Below are 22085 nucleotides of genomic sequence, written 5' to 3'. Positions count from 1 at the left end.
AGACGATAACCGAGGGCACTGACAACGCCCCGGACTTCCAACACCCTTGTACCGTCCGCGTATTCGGACCCGTCGCCCCAGGGTGTGGGCGACTGGGTCGGGAATCCCGTCTCGTTGTACGTTGTACTTGCCCTTCTCGCCGACGACGCGGGCCCGAGGGATCCAGGACCGTCCATCGGCCCCCGTCCGCCCGTCCATCGGTCCCCGCACGACGCGTACGGGCCGGGCACCCCTTCCGTGGCGGGGTGCCCGGCCCATACAGGTACACGTACCGGAAGCAGCTGAAGCGCCGGAGCTACGGAGCTACGGAGGAGCTGCCGGAGGAGTCCGGGAGAACCGGAGCTACCGGGGGTGCCCGGTCTGCCCCGGCCGCCCGGTGCGCCGACGGGTCAGCGCTTGATCTCCTTGATCTTGAGCATCCGCGTGATGACCTTGTCCAGCTCGTCGTCGTTGAAGACGTTCTTCCAGTCGTCGCGGACGATCGACTCGCGGCCGTAGTCCATCGCGATCAGGCACGCGTCGGAGAACGGGTTCGACCCCTTCAGCGTGTTGGCCAGTGCCACCTGGGTGTGGCCGAGCAGCATCGCGCGGGCCGCCTTCTCCGGGACGCCCACCGTGTGGACCGTCTCGTGCAGGGCCTCGGTCAGCAGGGCGCCGACCATGCAGGCGATCGTCTCGACGAGGGTCGGCTCCAGGACCGCGAGCTGCTTGACGGTCACCCAGTGGACCTCGACGACCGGGGCGTACATCGTGGAGATGACGGCCTCGGCCAGCTCCTGGGCCTTCGGGTCCGCGGCCTCGGCGGCGGGCTCGAAGGAGGCGACGACCTCCTGCGGGGCGGCGATGCCGCCGAAGGTGTCGGCCCACTCCTCCTTCGTCGTGCGCTCCAGGAACACCGACGGGTGGCAGGGGTGCGCCACGGCGTTGTGCACGTCCGCGCGGCGGGTCAGCAGACCGGCGTACGCGGCGGCCGGGTCCAGGGTCAGCAGGATGGCGCCCGGCTTCATGACCGGGACGAGCTGCTCGGAGACCTTGCCGAGGACGACGTCCGGCACGGCGAGGATCACGACATCGGCCTGCGCGGCGGCCTCGGCGCCGTCGGTCAGCTCCCGGCCGAGCTCGCGGACCAGCTCCTGGCCCTTCGGCGAGTTCTCCGCGAAGAGCGTGGTGAAGTCGCTCTTGACCAGGTTGTTCGAGACGCGCTGGCCCATCTTGCCGGCGGCCCCGATGACGGCAACGGTGGTGGATGCGGTCGTGGTTTCGGTGGCCATTACTTGCTCCTCATGAGGGTGTTGATGCTGTGCCGGGTCCACTGGTCCTCCAGGCGGGCGGTTTCGGTGAAATCGCCCTGCCAGGGGAGCCAGTGCTCCACGATCTGGTTGATGCCCTTCCCGTCCGGCCGGACCTTTTCGATCATGTGGTCGTAATCGAGGAGGCCCTCGCCGAGAAGGCAGCCGGCGAAGGTGAAGCCGACCCAGCCGTCACGGCGGGAGAACGAGAAGTCCTTGACGTGGATGTTCACCACGTAGGGGGCGGTGGCGTCGACGACGTCCACCGGACGTTCGAGCCGGGCGACACTGTTGCCCGGATCGAGGACGACGCCCAGGTGCGGGCTGTCGACGCCGCGTACGACGGCCAGCAGGTCATCGGTGGAGACCTGCTCGTACGTCTCCAGGCCGAGCGTGACGCCCGCCTCGGCGTACGCGGGGACGGCCTCGCGCAGGAGCGCGGTCGCCTCCGGCACCGACGGCTGGTGGTCGGCCGTGTTCAGCATCGAGCGGACCAGGGTGACCCCCAGACGCCGCGCGATACGGAGATAGGTGCGCAGATGCTCCGTGCGCACGCCCCGGGTGCCCAGCTCCAGCGTGATGCCGTACTCGGCCGCCGTGGCGCGCACCGCGTCCAGCTGCGCGTCGTCGAACGTCTCGATCAGCGGGTAGTCGCAGATCTGGAAGACCTCGCCGCCCAGATCCCGGGTCTGCGCGAGCATCTCGTGGACGGTGAGAGGCTGCGGGGCCTTCTCCGAAATCCGCCAGAAGAAGGCGTAGGTGCTCAGTCCGTAGGCCATCAGACCGCTCCTTCCAGGGAAGGTGAGCCGTGCGGGGCCGCGGTCGTGCCGGAGGGGGAGCCGTGCAGGGACAGGGCCTCGTCGAGGATCCGCTCCACCGCCGCCGGGTCGTGCGCGAAGCGGCCCAGGAACAGTCCGCCGACGCCCGTGCCCAGCTCGGTCAGCAGGCCGGGGCCCGCGCTGCCCCCGTAGATGACCCGGCTGCCGGCGAGGGCGGGCTGCGTCGCCAGCCAGGCCGTCAACGCCTCGCAGACCGTGCGGATGTGCTCGGGCGAGGCCGGTTCGGGAGCGCCGATCGCCCACTGCGGTTCGTACGCGACGACGATCGGGGCCGGGGCGCCGTCATGGGCGGCGGTGGCCAGGACGCGCTGCGTCTCGGCGACCGTGCGGGCGGCGGCTTCGGCCGGGGCGACCCGGTCCAGCTCGCCGACGCACAGCACGGGGGTGAGGCCGTTGCGCAGGGCGGCGGCCGTCTTCGCCGCCACCACCGTGTCGCCCTCGCCGAACAGGCGGCGGCGCTCGGCGTGCCCGACCTCGGCGTAGCTCGCGCCGATCTCCTTCAGGTGCGCGCCGCTGACCTCGCCCGTGAACGGGCCGGTGTCCTCGGTCGCCAGGTCCTGCGCCCCGGTCCGTACCTCCGTACCGGCGAGGATCCCGCTCACCGGGACGATCGCGGGGAACGCGGGCAGCACGAACAGCTCGGCGGTGCCGCTCGTCACGGCGGGGTGCCGGGCGGCCGTGTCGGCGATCCGGCGTGCCCAGTTCAGCGTCTGGTGGTGGCCGAAGTACATCTTCAGGCTCACCCCGATCGTGACCCGGGCAGGAGTATGCGAGGCGGCGGACATCAGGCTGCGGCTTCCTGCTGGTTCTCGTAGTCGTTCATCAGCGCGACCTTGGCGGCGGACGCGGACGCCTCGTCGAAGCGGTACGTCAGCCACTCGGCGGCCAGCCGGCGGGCCAGCTCCAGGCCGACGACGCGCTGGCCGAACGTGAGCACCTGGGCGTTGTTGGAGAGCACCGCGCGCTCGACGGAGAACGAGTCATGGGCGGTGACGGCCCGGATCCCCTTGACCTTGTTGGCCGCGATGGCGACCCCGAGGCCGGTGCCGCAGACCAGCAGGGCGCGGTCCGCCTCGCCGCGCGCGACCATTTCCGCCGCGGCGATGGCGACCTTCGGGTAGGCGGTGTGCCCGTCGGCGTCGACCCCCACATCGGTGACGGTGACGACGAGGTCACTGGCCTCCAGGTCCTTCTTGAGGGCTTCCTTGTACGCGTAACCGGCGTCGTCGGAACCGACGACGATACGGAGCTTGTCGGACCCGGGCTGGTCGGGCTTCGGCTGGTCGGACATCAGTGCTTCTCCAGAGTCGTTGCGAGAACGGGGTGGACTGCGCGGACGATCAGTGCCAGGGAGTGGGCTCCGGCGTCCGGGGTGCCGAGGCTCTTCTCGGCGTGCGGACGGGCCCGGCCCATCCGGGGGAGCAGACCGGCGGTGGCCTTCGCGGCGGCCTCGGCGGTGCCCGCCGCGGTGTCCCAGGCGGCGGTCAGGGGCAGGCCCTCACCGGTGGCGGCGGTCAGGGCGGCGGCGAAGGGGACGAGGACGTCGACCATCGTCTTGTCGCCGACCTCGGCCCCGCCCAGCCGCATGACGCCCGCCGAGGCATCCGCGACCCCGGCCGCGACGGCGGGGGCCGTGGGCCGGTCGGTGTCGCCGAGCGCGGAGCCGATCGCCCGCAGGATGACGCCCCACAGGGCGCCGGAGGTGCCGCCCGCCCGGTCCGCCCAGGCATCGGCGGCGCGGAGGAGCAGCGTGCCCGCGCCCGCGCCCAGCTCCTCGGCGCGGACCGCCGTCTCGTACGCGCCCGTGGCGCCGCGCTGCATGCCGATGCCGTGGTCGCCGTCACCGGCGACCGCGTCGATCCGGCCCAGCTCGTCGGCGTGCGCGTCGACGGTGTCCTTCAGGGTGCGGAGTGCGGCGAGGACGGTACGGGCCGCCCTGCGGGACTCGTACGTCGCGGCCGGGACGGTCTCGTCGGTGGCCTGCTCCTCGGTGTCCGGGGTGACCAGGTCCGCGGCCTCGACCGTGCCCTTGCGGTACGCGGGGGCGTCCGCCGGGGCCGTCCACAGGGTTTCGAGTTCGTCGGTCAGCCAGCACAGGGTGAGCGAGACGCCCGCCATGTCGAAGCTGGTCACCAGCTCGCCGACCTCCGGGTCGACGGTCTGCACACCGGCCTCGCCGAGGAGCTGGGCGACCCGGCGGTAGACGACGAACAGCTCCTCGTACTTCACCGAGCCGAGCCCGTTGAGGATGACGGCCGCGCGCTGTCCGCGCGGGCTGTCGACGCCCCCGGGGAGCTCGCCCAGCACGGTCCGCACCAGCAGCTCGGCGGCCTCGTCCGCGGTCGGGACGTCCTGCTCGCCCATGCCGGGCTCGCCGTGGATGCCCAGGCCGACGGCCATCCGGCCCTCGGGGACGGTGAACAGCGGATGGTCGGCGCCCGGCAGCGTGCAGCCGGAGAACGCGACACCGAAGGAACGGGTGCGGGCGTTGGCCAGCTCGGCGATGCGGGTCACCTCGGCCAGGTCGTGCCCGGCCTCCGCGGCAGCCGCCGCCGTCTTGAAGACCACCAGGTCACCGGCGACGCCGCGGCGCTTGTGGGCCTCGGCCGGGGCGGCGCTGGACAGGTCGTCGGTGACGCCGAGCGTGCGGGTGGGTATGCCCTCGGCGGTCAGCTGCTCGGCGGCCTGCCCGAAGTGGAGGATGTCGCCCGCGTAGTTTCCGTACGCGAGGAGGACACCGCCACCGGTCTCGGCGGCCTTCGCCACCTGGCGGACCTGGTGGGCGGAGGGCGAGGCGAAGACGTTGCCGACCGCGGCGCCGTGCGCGAGGCCCTGGCCGACCAGGCCGGAGAAGGCCGGGTAGTGGCCGGAGCCGCCACCGACGACGACGGCGACCTGGCCGGGCGTGGTGCGGGTCGCGCGCACCACCCCGCCGGGAACCCGGCGGACCCGGCGCGGGTGGGCGGCGACGAAGCCTTCGAGTGCCTCATCGGCGAAGGCGGCGGGGTCGTTGAACAGGCGGGTCATCAGTGGGCTTCCACGAGGGGCCGGCCCTGGCCCGCGTCCCGGCCCCTGGACCGGTTGGCGAGCCACAGCATCAGCGCGGCGGACATGAGCATGAAGGCGCCGACCAGGAACAGCGGCAGGTAGTAGTCGCCGCTGAAGTCCTTCAGCCAGCCGGTGACGTAACCGGCGGCGAAGCCGGCCACGTTGCCCGCGGTGTTGATCAGGGCGATACCGGCCGCTGCGGCGGCGCCGGTGAGGAACTGCGACGGCACCGACCAGAAGACCGGCAGCGCGGCGAAGATCGCGCAGGCCGTGACGGTGATGACCGCGACCGTGGCGGCGGGCGAACCCATGTAGAGGGCGAGCGGGATGGAGATCCCGCCGACGATCGCCGGTCCCGCGATGTGCCACTTGCCGACGCCGTGCCGGGTGGCGTGGCGCGACCAGAAGAAGAGGACGACCGCGGCCGGGAGATACGGGATGGCCGTGATCAGGGCCTTGTCCATGACGCTGAACGAGGTGCCGAACTGGTCCTGGAAGCCGCTGATGATCGTCGGCAGGAAGAAGGCGAGGGCGTACAGGCCGTAGATGAAGCCGAAGTAGATCAGCGCCAGGGTCCAGACGCGGCTGTTGGTGAACGCGGCCTTCAGGGCCTCGCGGCCGTGGCTCGTCTTCTCGTCCGCACCCGTCTTCGTGGCGTTCTCGGCGGCCAGTTCGGTCGTCAGCCACTCCTTCTCGGAAGGCGTCAGCCACTTCGCGTCGGCCGGCCGGTCGATCAGGTAGAACCAGGCGATGATCCCGAGCAGGATCGCCGGGATGGACACGCCGAGGAACATCACGCGCCAGCCCTCAAGGCCGAAGAGCCCGTGCTGGTTGATGAACCAGCCGGCCAGCGGAGCGCCGATCACGGTGGTCAGCGGCTGGGCGAGGTAGAAGAGCCCGAGCACCTTCGTGCGGTGCCGGGAGGGCACCCACTGGCTCAGGAAGAGGATCGCGCCGGGGAAGAACCCCGCCTCGGCGACACCGAGCAGGAAACGCAGCGTGTACAGCTGCCCACTGTCCTGCACCCAGGTGAACAGCAGCGCGACGATGCCCCAGGACACCATGATCCGGGCGAGCCAGCGACGGGCGCCGAACTTGTGCAGCGCCATGTTGCTGGGCACTTCGAGAATGATGTAACCGATGAAGAAGATTCCCGAGGCGAAGCCGAACTGCGCGGCGGTGAGGGCGAGATCCTGCCCCATGCCGTTCGGCTCCGCGAAGGACACGGCCGTGCGGTCCAGATAGTTCACGAAGAACATCAGGGCCACGAAGGGGACGAGCCGGATCGAGACCTTCTTGATCGTCGATCTCTCGACGGCCGATCCCTCGACTGAATGCGCGGTGGCGCCCATGGAGACTCCTTGATTCCCGGACCGCTTTGTCCGGCTCTATGCCACACGTCGGCATGGTGGCGAGATATCCGAAACGCCCATGTCCGACCCGCTGACAGAGACACGCTAGCTCCGAAAACAAAATTGGTCACCAATTAACCAAAGTGACGTACGTCGCTCCGACGAGCACATTGACAGGACCGATGAGCGCGCTAGAGTCCGCCCGCCCCACCCGGGCGCGGCGATGTCTGATGTACTGGGCGACGTGTCCACGCAGCCCCAAGAGCCCGATCTGACGTCACTCCTGCGCCCCGTCGTGCGGGAGTCCTCGGTCAGCGAGGTGGCCAAGCGGCTCCTCGACCACCTCTCCGAGGGGAACCTGAAGCCCGGTACGCGCCTGCCCGCCGAACGGCAGCTCGCCGACGCGCTCGGGGTCGCGCGCTCCAGCGTGCGCGGGGCGCTCTCCGCGCTGGACGTGCTGGGCATCATCGAGATCCGCCCGGGTTCGGGGTCGTACGTGCGCGAGGGGACGTCGGAGTTCCTGCCGCGCGCGATCAACTGGGGGCTGATGCTCGGCCAGCGGCGCACCCGGGACCTGGTGGAGGTCCGTACGTTCATGGAGGGCATGTCGGCGCGGCTCGCCGCGGACCGGGCCTCCGTGGAGGACGTCGAACGGCTCGCCGGTCATCTGGAACGGATGCGGGAGGCGGGGACGGACGTCAAGGCGTTCATCGACGCCGACATCGCCTTCCACCTGGAGACGGCGAACATCGCCCACAACTCCGTACTCAGCGACATCCTGCACTCGATCCGGGCACTGCTCCAGGTCTGGATGGAGCGGGCCGGGGACATCGAGGGCACGGTCAGCGGAACGCTCCACGAGCACGGCGCGGTGCTCGACGCGATCCGGGCCGGTGACCCGGAGGCGGCGGACGCCGCCATGGCCGAACACATGCGGCTGGCGAGCGAGCGGCTGAACCTTTCGCTGGAGAGCGACGCGGAACGGTAGGGTCCGCCAGGGACGACGGAACCGCCCCCTGGCGTCAAGGAGTCCCTGGTCCGGGGCGCGCGCCCCGCTCGTATGCTCGGTCCATGACCGATCCTCAGCGCGGACGTCCGACCACCAACTCCATGCGGCGCGCCCTCAAGCGGGCCCGCGACGGTGTCGCACTCGATGTGACCGAGGCCGCCGTTCTGCTCCAGGCGCGCGGCGGGGACCTGACCGACCTCGCCGCCTCGGCCGCCCGGGTGCGCGACGCCGGCCTCGAAGCCGCCGGCCGCCCGGGTGTCATCACGTACTCCCGCAAGGTCTTCATCCCGCTGACCCGGCTCTGTCGCGACACGTGCCACTACTGCACGTTCGTCACCGTCCCCGGCAAGCTCCGGCGCGAGGGCCACGGGATGTTCCTCTCGCCCGACGAGGTGCTGGACATCGCCCGCAAGGGCGCGGCCATGGGCTGCAAGGAAGCGCTGTTCACCCTCGGGGACCGGCCCGAGGACCGCTGGCCCGAGGCACGGGAATGGCTGGAGGCCGAGGGGTACGACGACACCCTCGCGTACGTACGCGCCATGGCCATCCGGGTCCTGGAGGAGACCGGCCTCCTCCCGCACCTCAACCCGGGCGTGCTGACCTGGACCGACCTCCAGCGCCTCAAGCCCGTCGCCCCCTCCATGGGCATGATGCTGGAGACGACGGCCACCCGGCTGTGGTCCGAGCCGGGCGGCCCGCACCACGGCTCCCCGGACAAGGAACCGGCCGTACGCCTCCGCGTCCTCGAAGACGCGGGCCGCTCCAACGTCCCGTTCACGACCGGCATCCTGATCGGGATCGGCGAGTCGTACGAGGAGCGCGCCGACTCCCTCTTCGAGCTCCGCAAGACCGCCCGCGCCTACCACGGCATCCAGGAAGTCATCGTCCAGAACTTCCGCGCCAAGCCCGACACGGCGATGCGCGGCATGCCGGACGCCGAGCTGGAGGAACTGGCCGCGGCCGTCGCCGTCGCCCGGCACATCCTCGGCCCGTCCGCCCGCATCCAGGCCCCGCCGAACCTCGTCGACGCCGAGTACGCGCTGCTCATCGGCGCGGGCATCGACGACTGGGGCGGTGTCTCCCCGCTCACACCCGACCATGTGAACCCCGAGCGCCCCTGGCCCCACATCGACGAACTCGCCGCCAGGACGGCCGAGTCGGGCTTCAGCCTCCGCGAACGCCTCACCATCTACCCGGAGTTCGTGCGGCGCGGCGAGCCCTGGCTCGACCCCCGCCTCCTCCCGCACGTCCGCGCACTCGCCGACCCGGAGACGGGCCTCGCGAAGGAGGGCGCGATCCCGGTCGGCCTGCCCTGGCAGGAGCCCGACGAGGAGTTCGGCGCCACCGGCCGCACCGACCTGCACCGCACCATCGACACGGAGGGCCGCACCGGCGACCGCCGCGACGACTTCGACGAGGTGTACGGGGACTGGGAGGCGCTGCGCGAGGCGGCGGCCCCCGGCATGGTCCCGTCCCGCATCGACGCCGACGTCCGCCAGGCACTGGGCCAGGCCGCCGACGACCCGACGAAGCTCACCGACGACCAGGCGCTCGCCCTGCTCCACGCGGACGGCCCGGCGCTCGACGAACTCTGCCGGATCGCGGACACCCTGCGCCGCGACGTGGTCGGCGACGACGTCACCTACATCGTCACCCGGAACATCAACTTCACCAACGTCTGCTACACCGGCTGCCGTTTCTGCGCCTTCGCCCAACGGCGCACCGACGCCGACGCGTACACCCTCTCGCTGGACCAGGTCGCCGACCGGGCCGCGCAGGCGTGGGACGTCGGCGCGGTCGAGGTCTGCATGCAGGGCGGCATCCACCCGGACCTGCCCGGCACCGCGTACTTCGACATCGCGCGGGCGGTGAAGGAACGCGTCCCCGGCATGCACGTGCACGCCTTCTCGCCCATGGAGGTCGTCAACGGGGCGACCCGCACCGGTCTGTCCATCCGCGACTGGCTGACCGCCGCCAAGGAGGCCGGGCTCGGCTCGATTCCCGGCACGGCGGCCGAGATCCTGGACGACGAGGTCCGCTGGGTCCTCACCAAGGGCAAGCTGCCCACGGCGACCTGGCTGGAGGTCATCAGAACCGCCCACGAGGTGGGCCTGCGCTCCTCGTCGACGATGATGTACGGCCACGTCGACCAGCCCCGCCACTGGCTCGGCCACCTCAGGACCCTGGCCCGCCTCCAGCAGGAGACCGGCGGCTTCACGGAGTTCGTCACCCTCCCCTTCATCCACACCAACGCCCCGGTCTACCTGGCGGGCATCGCCCGCCCCGGCCCGACCGACCGCGACAACCGGGCCGTCACCGCCATGGCCCGGCTGCTGCTCCACCCGCACATCACCAACATCCAGACCAGCTGGGTGAAGCTCGGCACGGAGGGAGCGGCCGAGATGCTGCGCTCGGGCGCCAACGACCTGGGCGGCACCCTGATGGAGGAGACCATCTCCCGGATGGCGGGGTCGAGTTACGGCTCGTACCGGTCCGTTCAGGACCTGGTCGCGATCGCGGACCTGGCCGGGCGCCCGGCCAGGCCGCGTACGACGCTGTACGGAGAAGTGCCGCAGGAGCGCGTCACGGCCGCGACGGCGTCGGACGGTCACCTGCCGGAACTGCTGCCGGTGCTGCCGAACTGAGAGCCTGCCGGGTGTTCCCCGGGATCCGCCGGTGACCCCCGGGTGACCCCCGGGGGCCTTCGGGGGACACCCGGGGGACGGCCGGGGGCCTTCGGGGGATCCCGGGGAACGGCCGGGGGCCTTCGGGGGATCCCGGGGGACGGCTGAAGGTCAGAGCCGTATGCCGATCTCGCCGATGTTCAGAGCCGTACGACGATCTTGCCGATGTGCTGGTTGGTCTCCAGCAGGCGGTGGGCGTCGCGTATGCGGTCCAGACCCTCGAAGACCTCGCTGATCACCGGCCTGAGGCTGCCGTCCACCAGGCCGGCGCCGAGGTACGCGGTGACACGGCGCAGCCTGTCCGGGTCGGTGGTGAAGTGCGGGTTCGCGTACGTGTGGATGGTCAGGGGCCAGTTCAGGGGGATGCCCGCCGGGCGAGGGTCGAGCCAGCCGTAGGTCACGATCGACCCGCCGGGTGCGAGCGCGCCGCCGAGAGGGGCGAAGCCGGGGCCGCCGATCGCGTCGAGGATCACCTCCACCCCCTTGCCTCCGGTGAGCCGCCGGGCCTCCGCGACCACGGCCGCCATGGGCTCCGCGCCGCCCGCGTCACCGGTGACGATCACCTCCGCCGCCCCGCACTCCAGCAGCCCTTCCCGCTTCTTCTCGGTGCGCGTGGTGACGATCGGGATCGCGCCGGTCCGCCGGGCCACCTGGATCGCGGCCGTTCCCACGCCGCTGGAGGCTCCGGTGATCAGCACGTGGTCGCCCGGTGCGAGGCCGGCGGTCGCCAGGAGGGCGCCGTACGCGGTGCTGTAGGTCACGAAGGCCGCGGCGCCGGAGACCGCGTCGACGGAGGCCGGACGGCGCACGACGGAGGCGGTGGGCAGCACCACGGACTCCGCGTACACCCCCTGGGCGCCCATCTCGATGCGGGGTCCGGTCATCACCGGGTCGCCCACGGCCAGTTCGGTGACGCCCTCGCCGATCTCCTCGACGACGCCGGCCGCTTCGTAGCCGAGCCGGGAGCCGGGCAGCGTGGGCTGGTAGTAGTAGGTGCCGGCCCGGAACAGGGCCTCGGCGCGATTGAGGCCCAACGCCTCTACCCGGATGCGGACTTCGCCCGGCGCCGGGTCGGGCAGGACCTTCTCCTCGATCGACAGGACATCGGGGCCGCCGAGTTCGTGAAAGAGCACAGTGCGTGTGGTGGTTGGCATGGGAAAGACGCTAAGTCCGGTCCGCCGGACGCTCCATGTCCCCGGGTACGGGCTTCATGTCCGTACGTCCCGCGGGCGCGCATCGAGGGATACCGTTCGGACATGGACGTACTCAGCGACGCCGTCGCCGCGATGCGAACCGGACAGCCGCACTCGGCCCGCCAGGACAAGTACGCGCCCTGGGGAGTCCGTTTCGAGGGCTCGGAGGGGGCGGGCTTCCACGTGGTGCTCCAGGGCTCCGCGGTGCTGCTCCCGGAGGAAGGACAGCCGGTGGCACTCGGCCCGGGAGACGTGGTGTTCCTGGCCCGGGGCCTCGGGTACGGGCTGGCCAGCGCGCCCGGAGTGCCCCTGCGCGCGATGCGGCCGGAGCCCGACGGAACCTGGCCACGCCCGCGGACGCCCCAGGACGCCACCGGGCCGCGAACGGTGCTGCTGTGCGGCGCCTACCGGTTGGACCACCGCCGGGCGCACCCGCTCCTCACGGAACTGCCGCCCGTGGTGCACCTGCCCGCCCGGGTCGGAGCCCGCTCCTCGCTGCGCACGGCCGTGGACCTGCTGGGCGCCGAACTGGAGGATCCGCAGCCCGGGTCCGACACCATCGTCTCGTCCCTGCTCGACACCCTCCTGCTCTACATCCTGCGCGCCTGGTGGCAGAGCGAGAGCCACAACGACGGGCATCCGACGGGCTGGGCGGCTGCCCTGGCCGATCCGGCGATCACGGAAGCGCTGCACGCCATCCACGACGACCCGGCGCACCCGTGGACCGTGGAGGAGCTCGGCCTGCGCGCGGGGCTCTCGCGCACCGCCTTCGCCCGCCGCTTCACCGAGCTGATCGGGCGCCCGCCGCTCGCCTATCTGACCTGGTGGCGGATGACCACGGCCGGCCGGCTGCTGCGGCAGGACGACGCGCCACTGCGACTGATCGCCCAACGCACCGGATACGCCTCGGAGTTCGCCTTCGCGAAGGCGTTCAAGCGGGAGTACGGACTTGCGCCGGGGCAGTTCCGGCGCCGCGCCGCCCCCGAGCCGCATGATTCGACCCGGGCATCCGGGATCGGCTCGTCGCAGCATTCGAACCGGGCATCCGGGATCAGCTTGTCGCAGCATTCGAACCGGGCATCCGGGATCGGCTCGTCGCAGCATTCGACCCAGGCATCCGGGTTCCGCTCGTCGCAGCAGTAGAGGCCCGCTGAGCGGGGCGCACGCGGGTGCGCCCCGTCGCGGCTCAGCCTTCCCCACGCCCCGTCGCGGCCCGGTTCAGCCTTCCCCGCGCCCGTCGCGCCCCTCCGCCGTGGCGATCACGTCGTCCAGCACGTCCCGGGAGCGCAGCAGCTCGCTGATCATCCGGTTGATGCGGTCGCGCTCCACGGTGAGGTCGCCGACCAGGCGCTGGGTGGCGATCGCGGACGGGCCGCCGTCCGCATCCCGCACGCACGGCAGCAGCTCGGCGATCTTCGAACTGCACAGCCCGGCCGCGTAGAACTCCTGGATACGGATCACCCGGTCGACCGCCCAGGCCGGGTAGTCGCGGTGGCCGCCCGGTGTACGGTCGGCGGTCAGCAGACCCTGGGTCTCGTAGTAGCGCAGGGAGCGCTCGCTCACGCCCGTACGCCGGGCCAGCTCGCCGATCCGCATGGGATTCCTCGCCTCCGGGCTTGAACCTGACACCCGTGTCCTTCCGGGCTTGAACCTGACACTGGTGTCAATTCTTACCGTTCCGGCATGACGAACGCATCAGCTTCCCGGAACCTCTTCGAACCGGCCGAGCTCGGCCCCCTCACCCTTCCCCACCGGCTCGTGATGGCGCCGCTGACCCGGAACCGTGCGACCGTCGACGGAGTCCCGACCCCGCTCATGGCCACGTACTACGCCCAGCGCGCCTCGGCGGGGCTGATCATCGCGGAGGCGTCCACACCGAACGCCGAGGGGCAGACGTATCCGAACATCACGGCGATCCACAGCCCGGCCCAGGTCGAGGGCTGGCGCCGGGTCACCGAGGCGGTCCGGGCGGAGGGCGGCCGGATGATCCTCCAGCTCCAGCACGGAGGGCGCGTCGGTCATCCGGACACGAGCGGTCTGGTGCCCGTCGCCCCGTCGCCGATCGCGCTGCCCGAGACGATCCACACGCCGGACGGGCGCCGCCCCTCGGTCGTCCCCCGCGAAATGACCGTCGAGGACATCAGGAGGACCGTGGCCGACTTCGCCGCGGCTGCCCGCAACGCGATCGAGGCGGGCTTCGAAGGGGTCGAGGTGCACAGCGCCAACGGCCACCTGCTCCACCAGTTCCTGGCCCAGGGAACCAACCGGCGCACCGACGCCTACGGCGGGTCCGTGACCGGCCGCATCCGCTTCGCCGTCGAGGTGGTGGAGGCCGTCGCGGAGGCGATCGGCCCCGAGCGGGTGGGTGTGCGCGTCTCACCGGGCAACACGGTCAACGGCATCGACGAGGGCGACACCGAGGAGATCTACCCCGCGCTCGTCACAGCCCTGGCCGGCAGGGATCTCGCCTATCTGCACATCGGGTACGCCGACCCGGAGAACCCCGTCCACCAGCGGATCCGGAAGGACTGGCCGGGCACCCTGATCGCCAACCCGGTACTGCCCCGGGGCCGCATCCCCGACGACGGCGGCCTCGCCGCCGGCGAACGGCTGCTGGCCGCCGGCGCCGACCTGATCGCCCTGGGCCGCCCCTTCCTCGCCAACCCCGACCTCATCCACCGCATGCGCACCGGCGCCCCGATGAACCAGGTCCGGGACGCGTACCTGATGTACGTGGGCGGGGCGACGGGTTACACGGACTACCCGCCGCTGCCCGCCGACGAGTGAGGGGGAGCGGGGCCCAGGCGTTGCGGTGGTGCCGGCCGGAGGAGTTCTTGCCCGGTGCGACACGGATCCGGGTAATCTTGCTCGGCGTCGTACTGCGAAAGCTGAACACGGGGGTGTCGGTGCGCGAACGCCGAAGGCACGGTACGTACGGGTACCGCCCTACTGGGGCGGGGCGTTCATGACCACCGAAATCGGTTCCGCAATCGGTGTACGACAGTCGGTCAGCCTCATCATCCCGATCCGCGTTCCCGCCGACCCGGAGTCGTGGACGGAAGGGCCTATCCCCTTCGAGACCGCCGGTCACCGCACGGACGTGGCCGCACGGCAGACGTACTTCACACACGCCGCAGGACGCGCACTGTACGGAACGCCCGAACGGCCCCGCCGCTGGCATCAGTTCGTCGATGTCACGCATGGGGACATGCGCCTGCACGGCATGGAGATCCTGCGCACCCCGACCGCGGCGCACCCGCGGCATGCCTTGGCCATCCTGCACTTCACCGTGGGTTCAGCGGCGCTCCTGGATGTGCTGAGGGCGCTCGCGCACCGAACCGGAGCCGGACCCGATCCGCTCAGTGGACCGCTTGCTCCCGATGCCCTGCTCTCCGGTATCGCCTCACCGGCCACGACGGGGTCGCCCTTCGCCACAGAGCATCCCTACACCGTCGCCTTCCTGACCCCGGGGGACACCGAAACGCCGGCACTGCGCTCCGACGGAATCCTGCCGTCCACCGCGGACCGATGGCTCTGGGCCCTCGCGTCCCGGTCCAACGAGGCGGACTTCCCCACGGCACCGGAACAGTTGCCGACCCAGACCGAATACGCGGTCCGTATCTCGGCGGACTGGAGTGCTCTCGTCCTGCGGCACGGGGCCGCCTTCCTCGGCCATCGCCCTGACCAGGGTGACGGCGACTTCTTTGACTTCGCAGCCCTTCATGTGCGCTCCGTCTACTTGGACGCCCTGCTCCTGGGCATCGCCCAGCGGGACCACATCGACGAACTGACGGACGGGCTCTCAGGCGTCTTCGACGGCCCCGGGCTCGCACGCCGGGTCACCGATCTGGAGCGCGACATTGCAGGCTTCCGCAGCACCTACTGGCGTCAGCACCTCACGGCGCACGGCCCGGCCAATGAGCTGCTCCTCGCCTACCACGCGCAGTACCGATTGCCTGCGAGGTTCGAGGAGATCCTCGCGGAAGCCGCCGACTACTCCCGGCTCGTCCAGACCCAGGACGGACAGCAGATCGCCGGGGCGCTCGGCGTGCTCGCCATTCTCGGTCTGCCGCTCGGCACCGCATTGAGCATTCTCCAGGTGCTCGGTGACGACGATCCCGGTCATCTCCTGGCCGCCCTGGGCGCCGCTCTCGTCGCGACGGCGGCTGCCTTCACCACGCGTTACGGACGCCTGGTCCTCGCCTCGCTGCGGGGCGGTCCGAGCCCTGGAGAGTGACGGACAACCGAACTGCACAGACGTTGGATTGTTAGCATCGGGTACGAGCTGCCGAACAGGACACGGTCGACGTGACAGTCAACGAGGGCGAGTCGCTCCGACTTTACAAAAAGGCTCTGAGGTACGCCGAATCGGATCCAGAGGTGTTCCTCAGCACGGCACGACGAGCGGCGGAGTCGATCCTTTTGGACATTGCCCTACAGGAAGCAGTCGGTTCGAAGCCGACGCTCGAATCACTGCTCACGGTGCTCACCGGCAAGGGACTCCTGCCGCAGAAAATGGTTCTGGCCGTCCGTACCATTCAGAACTACGGCAACTACGGCAGCCACGCCCACGACACGTCGGGTGAGGAAATCTCCGCGGAGGACGTGCAGCCCTGCCTCAACGCCCTCACACAGCTGGCCGTTTGGTACGGACGCACCGCTTCGTCGATGGCGGAGAACGAGGGGCATGAGGCGCTGGCCGCCGTGCAGCGCTCCGCCGGGACGACGCGCCTGGCCGATTCGACCCTGATCGTGGTGAAGGCCCTGCTGCTGGGCTGCGGCTTCGAGGACGTCATGGCCAGGCACAACCACCGGGTGGTGCCCATACAACTGCCCTGGTCGGATCAACTGGTCCGGGATGTGGCACATGGACGGCTGGACCTCGCCATCTACAACGAACAGCGGCTGCACAGGATCGTGGAGGACGAGGAGGACCTGAAGGGCCGAGTGGTTCCCCTCGGCCGTGTCGGCCACTCGATGGGCGGCCGGAACTTCTACCTCCTCGCCGCACGCGGCGGCCGCTGGGGCCGGGCGACGGCCGAGGACTTCTTGGCGAATCCGGCCGGTGCGGAAATCGCCGTACCGAAGCACAGCGACATGTTCGCCAACGTCCTCACAGCCTTCTCCACCGACGAGGCGGGCCTCCACGAGAGGGGTGTCCGGATCCTCGACGTTCCGCACCACCTGGGCCTCGAACTCTTCCATCTGAACCGGGACGTGCTGGCTGTGGGCGGACAGAACCTGCGCATGCACGCCCGCGACGAGGACGACTATTTCGAACTGCTCAACTCCGAGATGCTGCCGCCCTCGACGCAGGCACGCTTACGTTCCGCCGCAGCCAATGTGCTCATCGCGAGCCAGGCCTGGCTCGCCGCGATCGGTACGCGACCGAATGACCTGTACCGGGAGCTGATGCGCCGGTTCCATGACCTGGGTGCCGACCAGGACCGTTTCGAGACCGTCGTGGACGACTTGGTCGCCCATGCCTCGTTCCCCCTCCAGAGCAGCCTGGCCAGCCGCGAACGGCTGGTACGCCATGTCCTGTTCGAGAGCTATCGCCTGGGGGATCCGTGACCGCCCCGAAGCGCGTTCTCGTGCTGGGGGGAACCAACTTCGACATCATCGTCCAGGCGGAGAAGTTCCCGGACGAGCACGAGAAGATCCGGGGCAACGAATGCGCGGCGCTTCCCGGAGGGTCCGCGGCCAACACAGCTCTGGGGCTCGCCCGGCAGGGCTGTGAGGTGCGGCTCGTCTCGGCAGTGGGGGACGACGCGCTCGGCAGGTTGTGCCTGGACGATCTCCGCGCCGGGGGTGTGGACACAGGGCTGATACGCGTGGACACCGCCATGAGGACCAGCATGGCGATCGTGATCTCGTCCGGCACGGGTAAACGGATGATGACCTTCCCCGGAGCGGACCGTGACCTGGCGTTCGGCGCGGTCACGGAGTCCGACGTGCGTGCGGTGAACCATGTGCACGTTGTCGGGGAACCCACGCCGGCCTTGAGCCGGGTTGTGGGCCTGGCACGCCGAAACGGCCGTTCCGTCTCGGTCGAATGGAACGGCCGGGACATGAGCACGCTCGCGCAAGGTCCCGGGCTGAATCTGATGAATGCCGACGAGTCGGCCCACCTGCCTGGTGCCTGCTCGGGTGATGCCGCCACCACTGCGCGTCGGTACGCGCAGCAACTGGCGGGAGATGTGATTCTGACCCTCGGAGCCGGCGGCGCGCTGTGGGCCGCCGCATCCGGCGCAGTGGTCCACGAACCGACCACGGCCGTGGAACCGGTGGACCGGACCGGAGGCGGTGACGCCTTCAACGCGGGCGTCATCGCGGGACGGCTGCTCGGCGAGCCGCCGTCGGCATGCCTGCGTAGAGGACTCGACGCGGCGTTGCATGTGATCACGAAGATAGGAGCTCATCCATGACCAGGTGGCTTGGTGTCGCGCTGCTTCCGCGTGCGGACCACACACGCTCGGCGATCCAGCTGCAGAAGAACCTGGGCGGCGACAACCCCCTGCGCCCTCAGCTGAGCGAGAACGGCAACCTGCCTCATCTGACGCTATTCCAGGGGCCGTTCGTCGACACTCTCGAACCCGAACAGGAGCTGGCGAGGATCAGCGCATCGGTGAGCCTGCCCGACGAACTGTCCCTCGCGTCCGTCGGCATCGTCCACCAGCCGACCGGCTGGCTGTTCATGTCCGTCGAAAGGCCCGTGCTTCTCCAGAAGTTGCAGGAAACGGTGGTGGACCGTCTGGCACCCCATCTCGACCGCGAGGCATTCGACACGTCGAAGGACACGTCGAGGTTCACGGAGACCGAGCGCGCGAGTTTCGCACAGTACGGGTACCGCTACACCGGCGACGCCTACGCGCCCCACATCACGCTGGGCCGGACAGAAGAGGCCACAGCCCTGGAACTGGTCCGGACAGCACCGGGGCGCCTGCACGTCCCCGAGGAGTGGACCTTCGACCGGCTCAGCTTCTACGTCATGGGGGAACACGGCGCCCACGCGGAGAAGGTCGCCGAGTTGCCGTTGGCCTCCGTATGAACCAGCAGCATGCCGCCCTGCACCGTGCAGCCCACGCCGCGGTGGATGCGGGGGCGGCGTGGCTGGCAGGGGAAGGGGCGGGGGACCGGTGGACGCGTGTGCGATTCAAGCCGTCCGGTGAGGAGGTCACGGCCGCCGACGTCGAGGTCGAGCGCCGGATCACGGAAGTACTGGCGGACCGCACGCCCGGCATCCCGGTCATCGGAGAGGAGACGGCCGAGACCGCTGAGGGCTCGCTGCCTGCCAGATGCTGGCTGCTGGATCCCATCGACGGCACGATGAACTTCACCCGCGGAGCACCGGGATACGCCCTTTCGCTCGCATACATGGAGGAGGGCTCGCCACTGCTGGGCGTACTCCATGCGCCGGCCCTCGGGCGGCGATGGAGCACTGCGGCGGCGGCCGCAAGCACCACCACGCGCCTGTCGAACGGTGCTCAGGCCCTCTCCCGGGCGGTCGTCGGGCTGACGGGGACGGGCCGCGGGAATCCGAAGGCGGCACGGCTCATCGGTCACCTCTACGACGAGGCATACCGCATCAGGATGCAGGGTGCGATGAGTCTGGATCTGGTCGGAGTGGCCGAGGGGTGGCTGGATGCCTGCGTATGCCTTGGTCCCAAGCCGTGGGACGTGGCGGCCGGCACCGCCCTGGTTCGCGAGCGCGGCGGGGCGGTGCTGGGGGCGGCCGGGCGGGTGTTCACCCCGGATTCACCGCTTCTGGTCGCGGGAGCCCCACGGCTCGCCCGCGACCTGATCGCCGTCTGGGAGTCCGTTGTTGTCTGAAAAGCTCAACAGCGCTCGTCCCGCCGGCCATGCCAGGCGGAGAGACCGGCACCGCCGTAGGCCCGCCCCGTGCGGGGGCGGGCCGGGACGGGGTGAGGCGGGCCGGGCCGGGCGAAGCGCCGTGCGGCCGGGCGTCACGCCGTGCGTGGGCTCAGCGCCCGGCGGCGAACCCCACGAAGGCCGTCCAGGCGGGGGCGGTGACGACGAGGCCGGGACCGGCCGGGACCTTGCTGTCGCGTACGGGGACGAGGCCGGGGAAGCCGTCGGCCACCTCGACGCAGTTGTTGTCGCCGCCGTCGCTGTAGCTGGACTTGCGCCACACCGCGGTGCTGAGGTCGGGGGTACGGCTCATGATCTGTGTTCCTCCAGGATCGTTCTGATGAACGCGAGGGAGTCCGACGGCGACAATGCCAGATCCCGGAGCCGATCGTAGGACAGCCGATAGCGCGTGACCTCGGCCGGATCTTCGATCAACTCGGCGCAGCCGTTGCCCTCCGTGTAGGCAACGGCGCTCCCGTCGTCCTGCCACAGCAGCGTCAGGGAACCGTCCATCAGGTGGTGTGCCCCGGCGGCGAAGGGGAGCACCTGGAGGACGACTGATGTCGTCTCGACCGTGTCGATGAGATGAGTCAGTTGTTCGTCCCACGCCTTGCCGTCCTTCACCGGGCGACGGAGCGCGTACTCGTCCACGATGATCCTGACCGACGGGGCCGGTTTGCGGTGCAGCAACTGCTGTCGGCCCAGTCGCGCTATGACCTGCTCCTCCACCAACTCGGCCTCGTCGTCGGTTTCTTGAGCCCCGGACAACAGCTCACGCGCGACCGCCTCGGTCTGCAAGATCCCCGGAATCCCCAGGGTGTATTTGTGCATGATCCGAGCCGTCGGCTCCAGCCGCATGAACTCCTTGTACTTGTCCTTGAAGACCTCCCTCCGGGCTGCCTTCCACAACTGCACCAGCAGTCCGTCCGACCCGTAATACCGGTCCAGGTCCTCCATCACCGCGAGCTTCGAGAGCCGCTGGCCCATTTCCAGCCGGTACAGATAGCTCTTGTCGTACCGCGTCTCCTCGGCGAGCTGACCCAGGGACTTCCCCGCCTTCTCCCGCAGGAACCGCAGCGCCCGCCCCAATGCCGCGCGCCCCGACTCCTCGTCCACATGCGCGAGTTCGGCCATGACGACCCCTCTCCATTGTCCCGTTCACAGGCAATCGCGTGCCTCTGCCGAGCCTAGGGCGAGGGGAGTGACCATGGGGACACGAACGGTCACCACCACCCCTGCGGGGCCGTTCCTTCCCGCCCCCGCCCGCTCCCCGTCGCAAGGAACGCACATGACCGACGCGCTGCTCCGCCTCCTCCCCTGGACGTCCCCCGAGGGCAAGCCCTGCTACCTCAGCACCGACAACCCCGACAGCAGGCTCTCCCGGCTGGCCGACGAGATGGAGGCCGACCAACTCGACTGCGGAGAAGCCGTGCTGGCGGGCGCGTCATCGGTGCTGGCGGACGCGGCAGCGGGCGATCTCGCCCTGCGGTTCGCGCTCACGCAGGTCCTCACGTCGCTACGGGAGGTCCTGGTCGTCGCGCACAGCCGGGGCGGACGTCTGCGCGACTGAAGGCCGACGACGCGGCGGGTCCGGAGTTCAGTGCCGACGGCACCACCACGGCACGGCACAACTCGCCATGGACGGCCCTGGGTGAGGCAGTCCACAACCTCACCGTCAGTGACCTGCACACGTACTATGTGCTGGCGGGGGCGACGCCGGTCCTGGTTCACAATTGCGGCGGTGCTCTGCTTGATCGAGCCCGCGAGCTTTATGCAACGCGGGCCGACGAGGCATCGACAGTTGCGGTTGCCCGAGTTCGGAACGTGAATACGGGTCGATCTGAAACGTGGGTTGCAACTGAACGCACGGGTCTGCCCAATGAATGGAGGGGTGGCAATGCGCCGCTGCGCGGCGAGCGCTACATCCCCGGGCAAGGCCATGCCGAGGCTACGATCATGAATCGCTTGGGGAGCCACTGGGAGATCACAGGGATGGCTTCGTCGACTAGGATGTGCCCTGCATGCTTCGCGCAAGCGACAGGTCCAGGCGTGGGCCTCACACCAAGCCCGATCGGCAAGGGCACCGGAGTGTCGAGTACTGGAAACACGCCATGGCGAGTGGTTCTAGGGGGTGGCGGCTGATGGACTTGTGGAGCCTGACCGGAGGGCTGTCTCTCGCCAGGATGCGACCCATCCTTGAGGTTGCGGGGGCCTCGCACCTGGCGGAGATCGATGACATCGTCGCTGGGTGCAGCGGTCCAGTAGTTCCTGGAGGTGCAGAGAAGATCGCCTCGCTGAGGAGCTGGCGAAGCGAGATCGGCGCCCTGGAGGACTCGTCTGACCCGTCATATTTTCAATCGACAGCTGCTGGCGTAGCGATTCTGGTGGCGTCGCAAGAGCTGCCTTCAGACGATCGCGAATGGAGGATCAGATCCAGCGTGGGGAACTTCTGGGATTCCTGCGATGATCTGTTGCAGGCCGGCGGCGGATACTCAAGGGCTGAGTTTCAGGGAATCAAGACGACTCTGCGGGGAGTTGAGGACATATGGCGCGAGGGTGATTTCCGCTTGTTGTCCGAAGAGGGGGCCGATGTCGCGGAATTGTACGCGGAACGCCTCTCTAAGATTCGCTCCAGTTACCCGAAGCGTCGGCAGATTGCGCGAGTCGTAGCGGAGTGTGCCGAGTGGAATACTCCGACAATTTCCCCGTGATTCCTGGCGGGGTTATCGGAATCTGGTAGCAGTGCGACGGAGCCCTCATCGACAGTGATGTCGATGAGGGCTCCGTGCCGTTTGACGG

Annotated in this window: 21 protein-coding genes and 1 pseudogene; 12 read left to right on the top strand and 10 right to left on the bottom strand. The window is 70.0% G+C overall.

Going from position 1 to position 22085, the window contains the following annotated elements:
- Positions 1 to 389: 389 nt before the first annotated feature.
- Genes ACFVUT_RS24730 through ACFVUT_RS24705 form a run of 6 tightly spaced genes read right to left on the bottom strand, consistent with a single transcriptional unit; the run spans position 390 to position 6528 of the window.
- Positions 390 to 1271: a phosphogluconate dehydrogenase C-terminal domain-containing protein gene (locus ACFVUT_RS24730; RefSeq protein ID WP_389653892.1), complete on the bottom strand. Its 882-nt coding sequence runs from the start codon at positions 1269 to 1271 to the stop codon at positions 390 to 392.
- The gene (locus ACFVUT_RS24725) at positions 1271 to 2068 is read right to left on the bottom strand and encodes a sugar phosphate isomerase/epimerase family protein (protein ID WP_389653890.1); all 798 of its coding nucleotides are present in this window, start codon (positions 2066 to 2068) and stop codon (positions 1271 to 1273) included. The genes ACFVUT_RS24730 and ACFVUT_RS24725 overlap by 1 nt, the downstream gene beginning before the upstream one ends.
- The gene (locus ACFVUT_RS24720) at positions 2068 to 2913 is read right to left on the bottom strand and encodes a triose-phosphate isomerase family protein (protein ID WP_389653889.1); all 846 of its coding nucleotides are present in this window, start codon (positions 2911 to 2913) and stop codon (positions 2068 to 2070) included. Before ACFVUT_RS24720 ends, ACFVUT_RS24725 begins: the two co-directional genes overlap by 1 nt.
- Complete coding sequence (locus ACFVUT_RS24715; RefSeq protein ID WP_389653887.1) at positions 2913 to 3419, bottom strand: ribose-5-phosphate isomerase; 507 nt, start codon at positions 3417 to 3419, stop codon at positions 2913 to 2915. The genes ACFVUT_RS24720 and ACFVUT_RS24715 overlap by 1 nt, the downstream gene beginning before the upstream one ends.
- A complete protein-coding gene (locus ACFVUT_RS24710; RefSeq protein WP_389653885.1) occupies positions 3419 to 5155 on the bottom strand; it encodes a dihydroxyacetone kinase family protein in 1737 nt (578 codons plus the stop codon). Before ACFVUT_RS24710 ends, ACFVUT_RS24715 begins: the two co-directional genes overlap by 1 nt.
- A complete protein-coding gene (locus tag ACFVUT_RS24705; protein WP_389653883.1) occupies positions 5155 to 6528 on the bottom strand; it encodes an MFS transporter in 1374 nt (457 codons plus the stop codon). Before ACFVUT_RS24705 ends, ACFVUT_RS24710 begins: the two co-directional genes overlap by 1 nt.
- A 223-nt stretch (positions 6529 to 6751) precedes the next feature.
- On the opposite strand from ACFVUT_RS24705, the gene ACFVUT_RS24700 reads away from it, so the two are divergent.
- Positions 6752 to 7516, top strand: a complete 765-nt coding sequence (locus ACFVUT_RS24700; RefSeq protein WP_389653881.1) for a FadR/GntR family transcriptional regulator — start codon at positions 6752 to 6754, stop codon at positions 7514 to 7516.
- Between the two features lie 83 nt (positions 7517 to 7599).
- Positions 7600 to 10182: a bifunctional FO biosynthesis protein CofGH gene (locus ACFVUT_RS24695; RefSeq protein ID WP_389653879.1), complete on the top strand. Its 2583-nt coding sequence runs from the start codon at positions 7600 to 7602 to the stop codon at positions 10180 to 10182.
- Between the two features lie 179 nt (positions 10183 to 10361).
- On the opposite strand, the gene ACFVUT_RS24690 is transcribed toward ACFVUT_RS24695, so the two are convergent.
- Positions 10362 to 11375: a zinc-dependent alcohol dehydrogenase family protein gene (locus tag ACFVUT_RS24690; RefSeq protein WP_389653877.1), complete on the bottom strand. Its 1014-nt coding sequence runs from the start codon at positions 11373 to 11375 to the stop codon at positions 10362 to 10364.
- Positions 11376 to 11477: 102 nt separating this feature from the next.
- Between ACFVUT_RS24690 and ACFVUT_RS24685 the strand changes: the two genes are divergently transcribed.
- On the top strand, positions 11478 to 12557 hold the full coding sequence (locus tag ACFVUT_RS24685; protein ID WP_389653875.1) for an AraC family transcriptional regulator: 1080 nt from the start codon (positions 11478 to 11480) through the stop codon (positions 12555 to 12557).
- A gap of 75 nt (positions 12558 to 12632) precedes the next feature.
- Here ACFVUT_RS24685 and ACFVUT_RS24680 read toward each other — a convergent pair whose 3' ends face one another.
- A complete protein-coding gene (locus ACFVUT_RS24680) occupies positions 12633 to 13010 on the bottom strand; it encodes a MerR family transcriptional regulator (protein WP_389653873.1) in 378 nt (125 codons plus the stop codon).
- A gap of 87 nt (positions 13011 to 13097) precedes the next feature.
- Between ACFVUT_RS24680 and ACFVUT_RS24675 the strand changes: the two genes are divergently transcribed.
- The 6 genes from ACFVUT_RS24675 to ACFVUT_RS24650 all read left to right on the top strand — a co-directional run bounded on the left by ACFVUT_RS24675 (position 13098) and on the right by ACFVUT_RS24650 (position 19247).
- A complete protein-coding gene (locus ACFVUT_RS24675; protein WP_389653871.1) occupies positions 13098 to 14201 on the top strand; it encodes an alkene reductase in 1104 nt (367 codons plus the stop codon).
- 178 nt (positions 14202 to 14379) lie between these two features.
- Complete coding sequence (locus tag ACFVUT_RS24670) at positions 14380 to 15651, top strand: hypothetical protein (protein WP_389653869.1); 1272 nt, start codon at positions 14380 to 14382, stop codon at positions 15649 to 15651.
- 71 nt (positions 15652 to 15722) lie between these two features.
- Positions 15723 to 16988 (top strand): DUF4145 domain-containing protein, encoded by a 1266-nt coding sequence (locus ACFVUT_RS24665; protein ID WP_389653867.1) that lies wholly within the window; start codon positions 15723 to 15725, stop codon positions 16986 to 16988.
- A complete protein-coding gene (locus ACFVUT_RS24660; protein ID WP_389653865.1) occupies positions 16985 to 17842 on the top strand; it encodes a carbohydrate kinase family protein in 858 nt (285 codons plus the stop codon). The genes ACFVUT_RS24665 and ACFVUT_RS24660 overlap by 4 nt, the downstream gene beginning before the upstream one ends.
- Positions 17839 to 18465, top strand: coding sequence for a 2'-5' RNA ligase family protein (locus ACFVUT_RS24655; protein ID WP_389653863.1), 627 nt, complete (start codon positions 17839 to 17841; stop codon positions 18463 to 18465). Before ACFVUT_RS24660 ends, ACFVUT_RS24655 begins: the two co-directional genes overlap by 4 nt.
- Positions 18466 to 18563: 98 nt before the next feature.
- A complete protein-coding gene (locus ACFVUT_RS24650; protein ID WP_389671042.1) occupies positions 18564 to 19247 on the top strand; it encodes an inositol monophosphatase family protein in 684 nt (227 codons plus the stop codon).
- Positions 19248 to 19398: 151 nt separating this feature from the next.
- Here the strand turns inward: ACFVUT_RS24650 and ACFVUT_RS24645 are convergent, their stop codons facing one another.
- Both ACFVUT_RS24645 and ACFVUT_RS24640 read right to left on the bottom strand, forming a co-directional pair.
- Positions 19399 to 19599: a DUF397 domain-containing protein gene (locus ACFVUT_RS24645; RefSeq protein ID WP_389653859.1), complete on the bottom strand. Its 201-nt coding sequence runs from the start codon at positions 19597 to 19599 to the stop codon at positions 19399 to 19401.
- Positions 19596 to 20420, bottom strand: a complete 825-nt coding sequence (locus tag ACFVUT_RS24640) for a helix-turn-helix domain-containing protein (protein WP_389653857.1) — start codon at positions 20418 to 20420, stop codon at positions 19596 to 19598. The genes ACFVUT_RS24645 and ACFVUT_RS24640 overlap by 4 nt, the downstream gene beginning before the upstream one ends.
- 154 nt (positions 20421 to 20574) lie before the next feature.
- On the opposite strand from ACFVUT_RS24640, the gene ACFVUT_RS24635 reads away from it, so the two are divergent.
- The 3 genes and pseudogenes from ACFVUT_RS24635 to ACFVUT_RS24625 all read left to right on the top strand — a co-directional run bounded on the left by ACFVUT_RS24635 (position 20575) and on the right by ACFVUT_RS24625 (position 21997).
- Positions 20575 to 20856, top strand: coding sequence for a sulfatase (locus ACFVUT_RS24635; protein ID WP_389653855.1), 282 nt, complete (start codon positions 20575 to 20577; stop codon positions 20854 to 20856).
- Between the two features lie 68 nt (positions 20857 to 20924).
- Positions 20925 to 21428 (top strand): annotated as a pseudogene (locus tag ACFVUT_RS24630) (hypothetical protein); the annotation flags it as partial.
- A complete protein-coding gene (locus tag ACFVUT_RS24625; protein ID WP_389653853.1) occupies positions 21428 to 21997 on the top strand; it encodes a hypothetical protein in 570 nt (189 codons plus the stop codon). The pseudogene ACFVUT_RS24630 and the gene ACFVUT_RS24625, both read left to right, overlap by 1 nt.
- The last annotated feature ends 88 nt before the right edge of the window (positions 21998 to 22085 follow it).

Origin of the sequence: Streptomyces sp. NPDC058051 (assembly GCF_042885475.1) — a bacterium.
Taxonomy (GTDB): Bacteria; Actinomycetota; Actinomycetes; order Streptomycetales; family Streptomycetaceae; genus Streptomyces.
The sequence above is the reverse complement of the archived record's forward strand: the minus strand, read 5'-3'. Positions and strand labels throughout refer to the sequence as shown.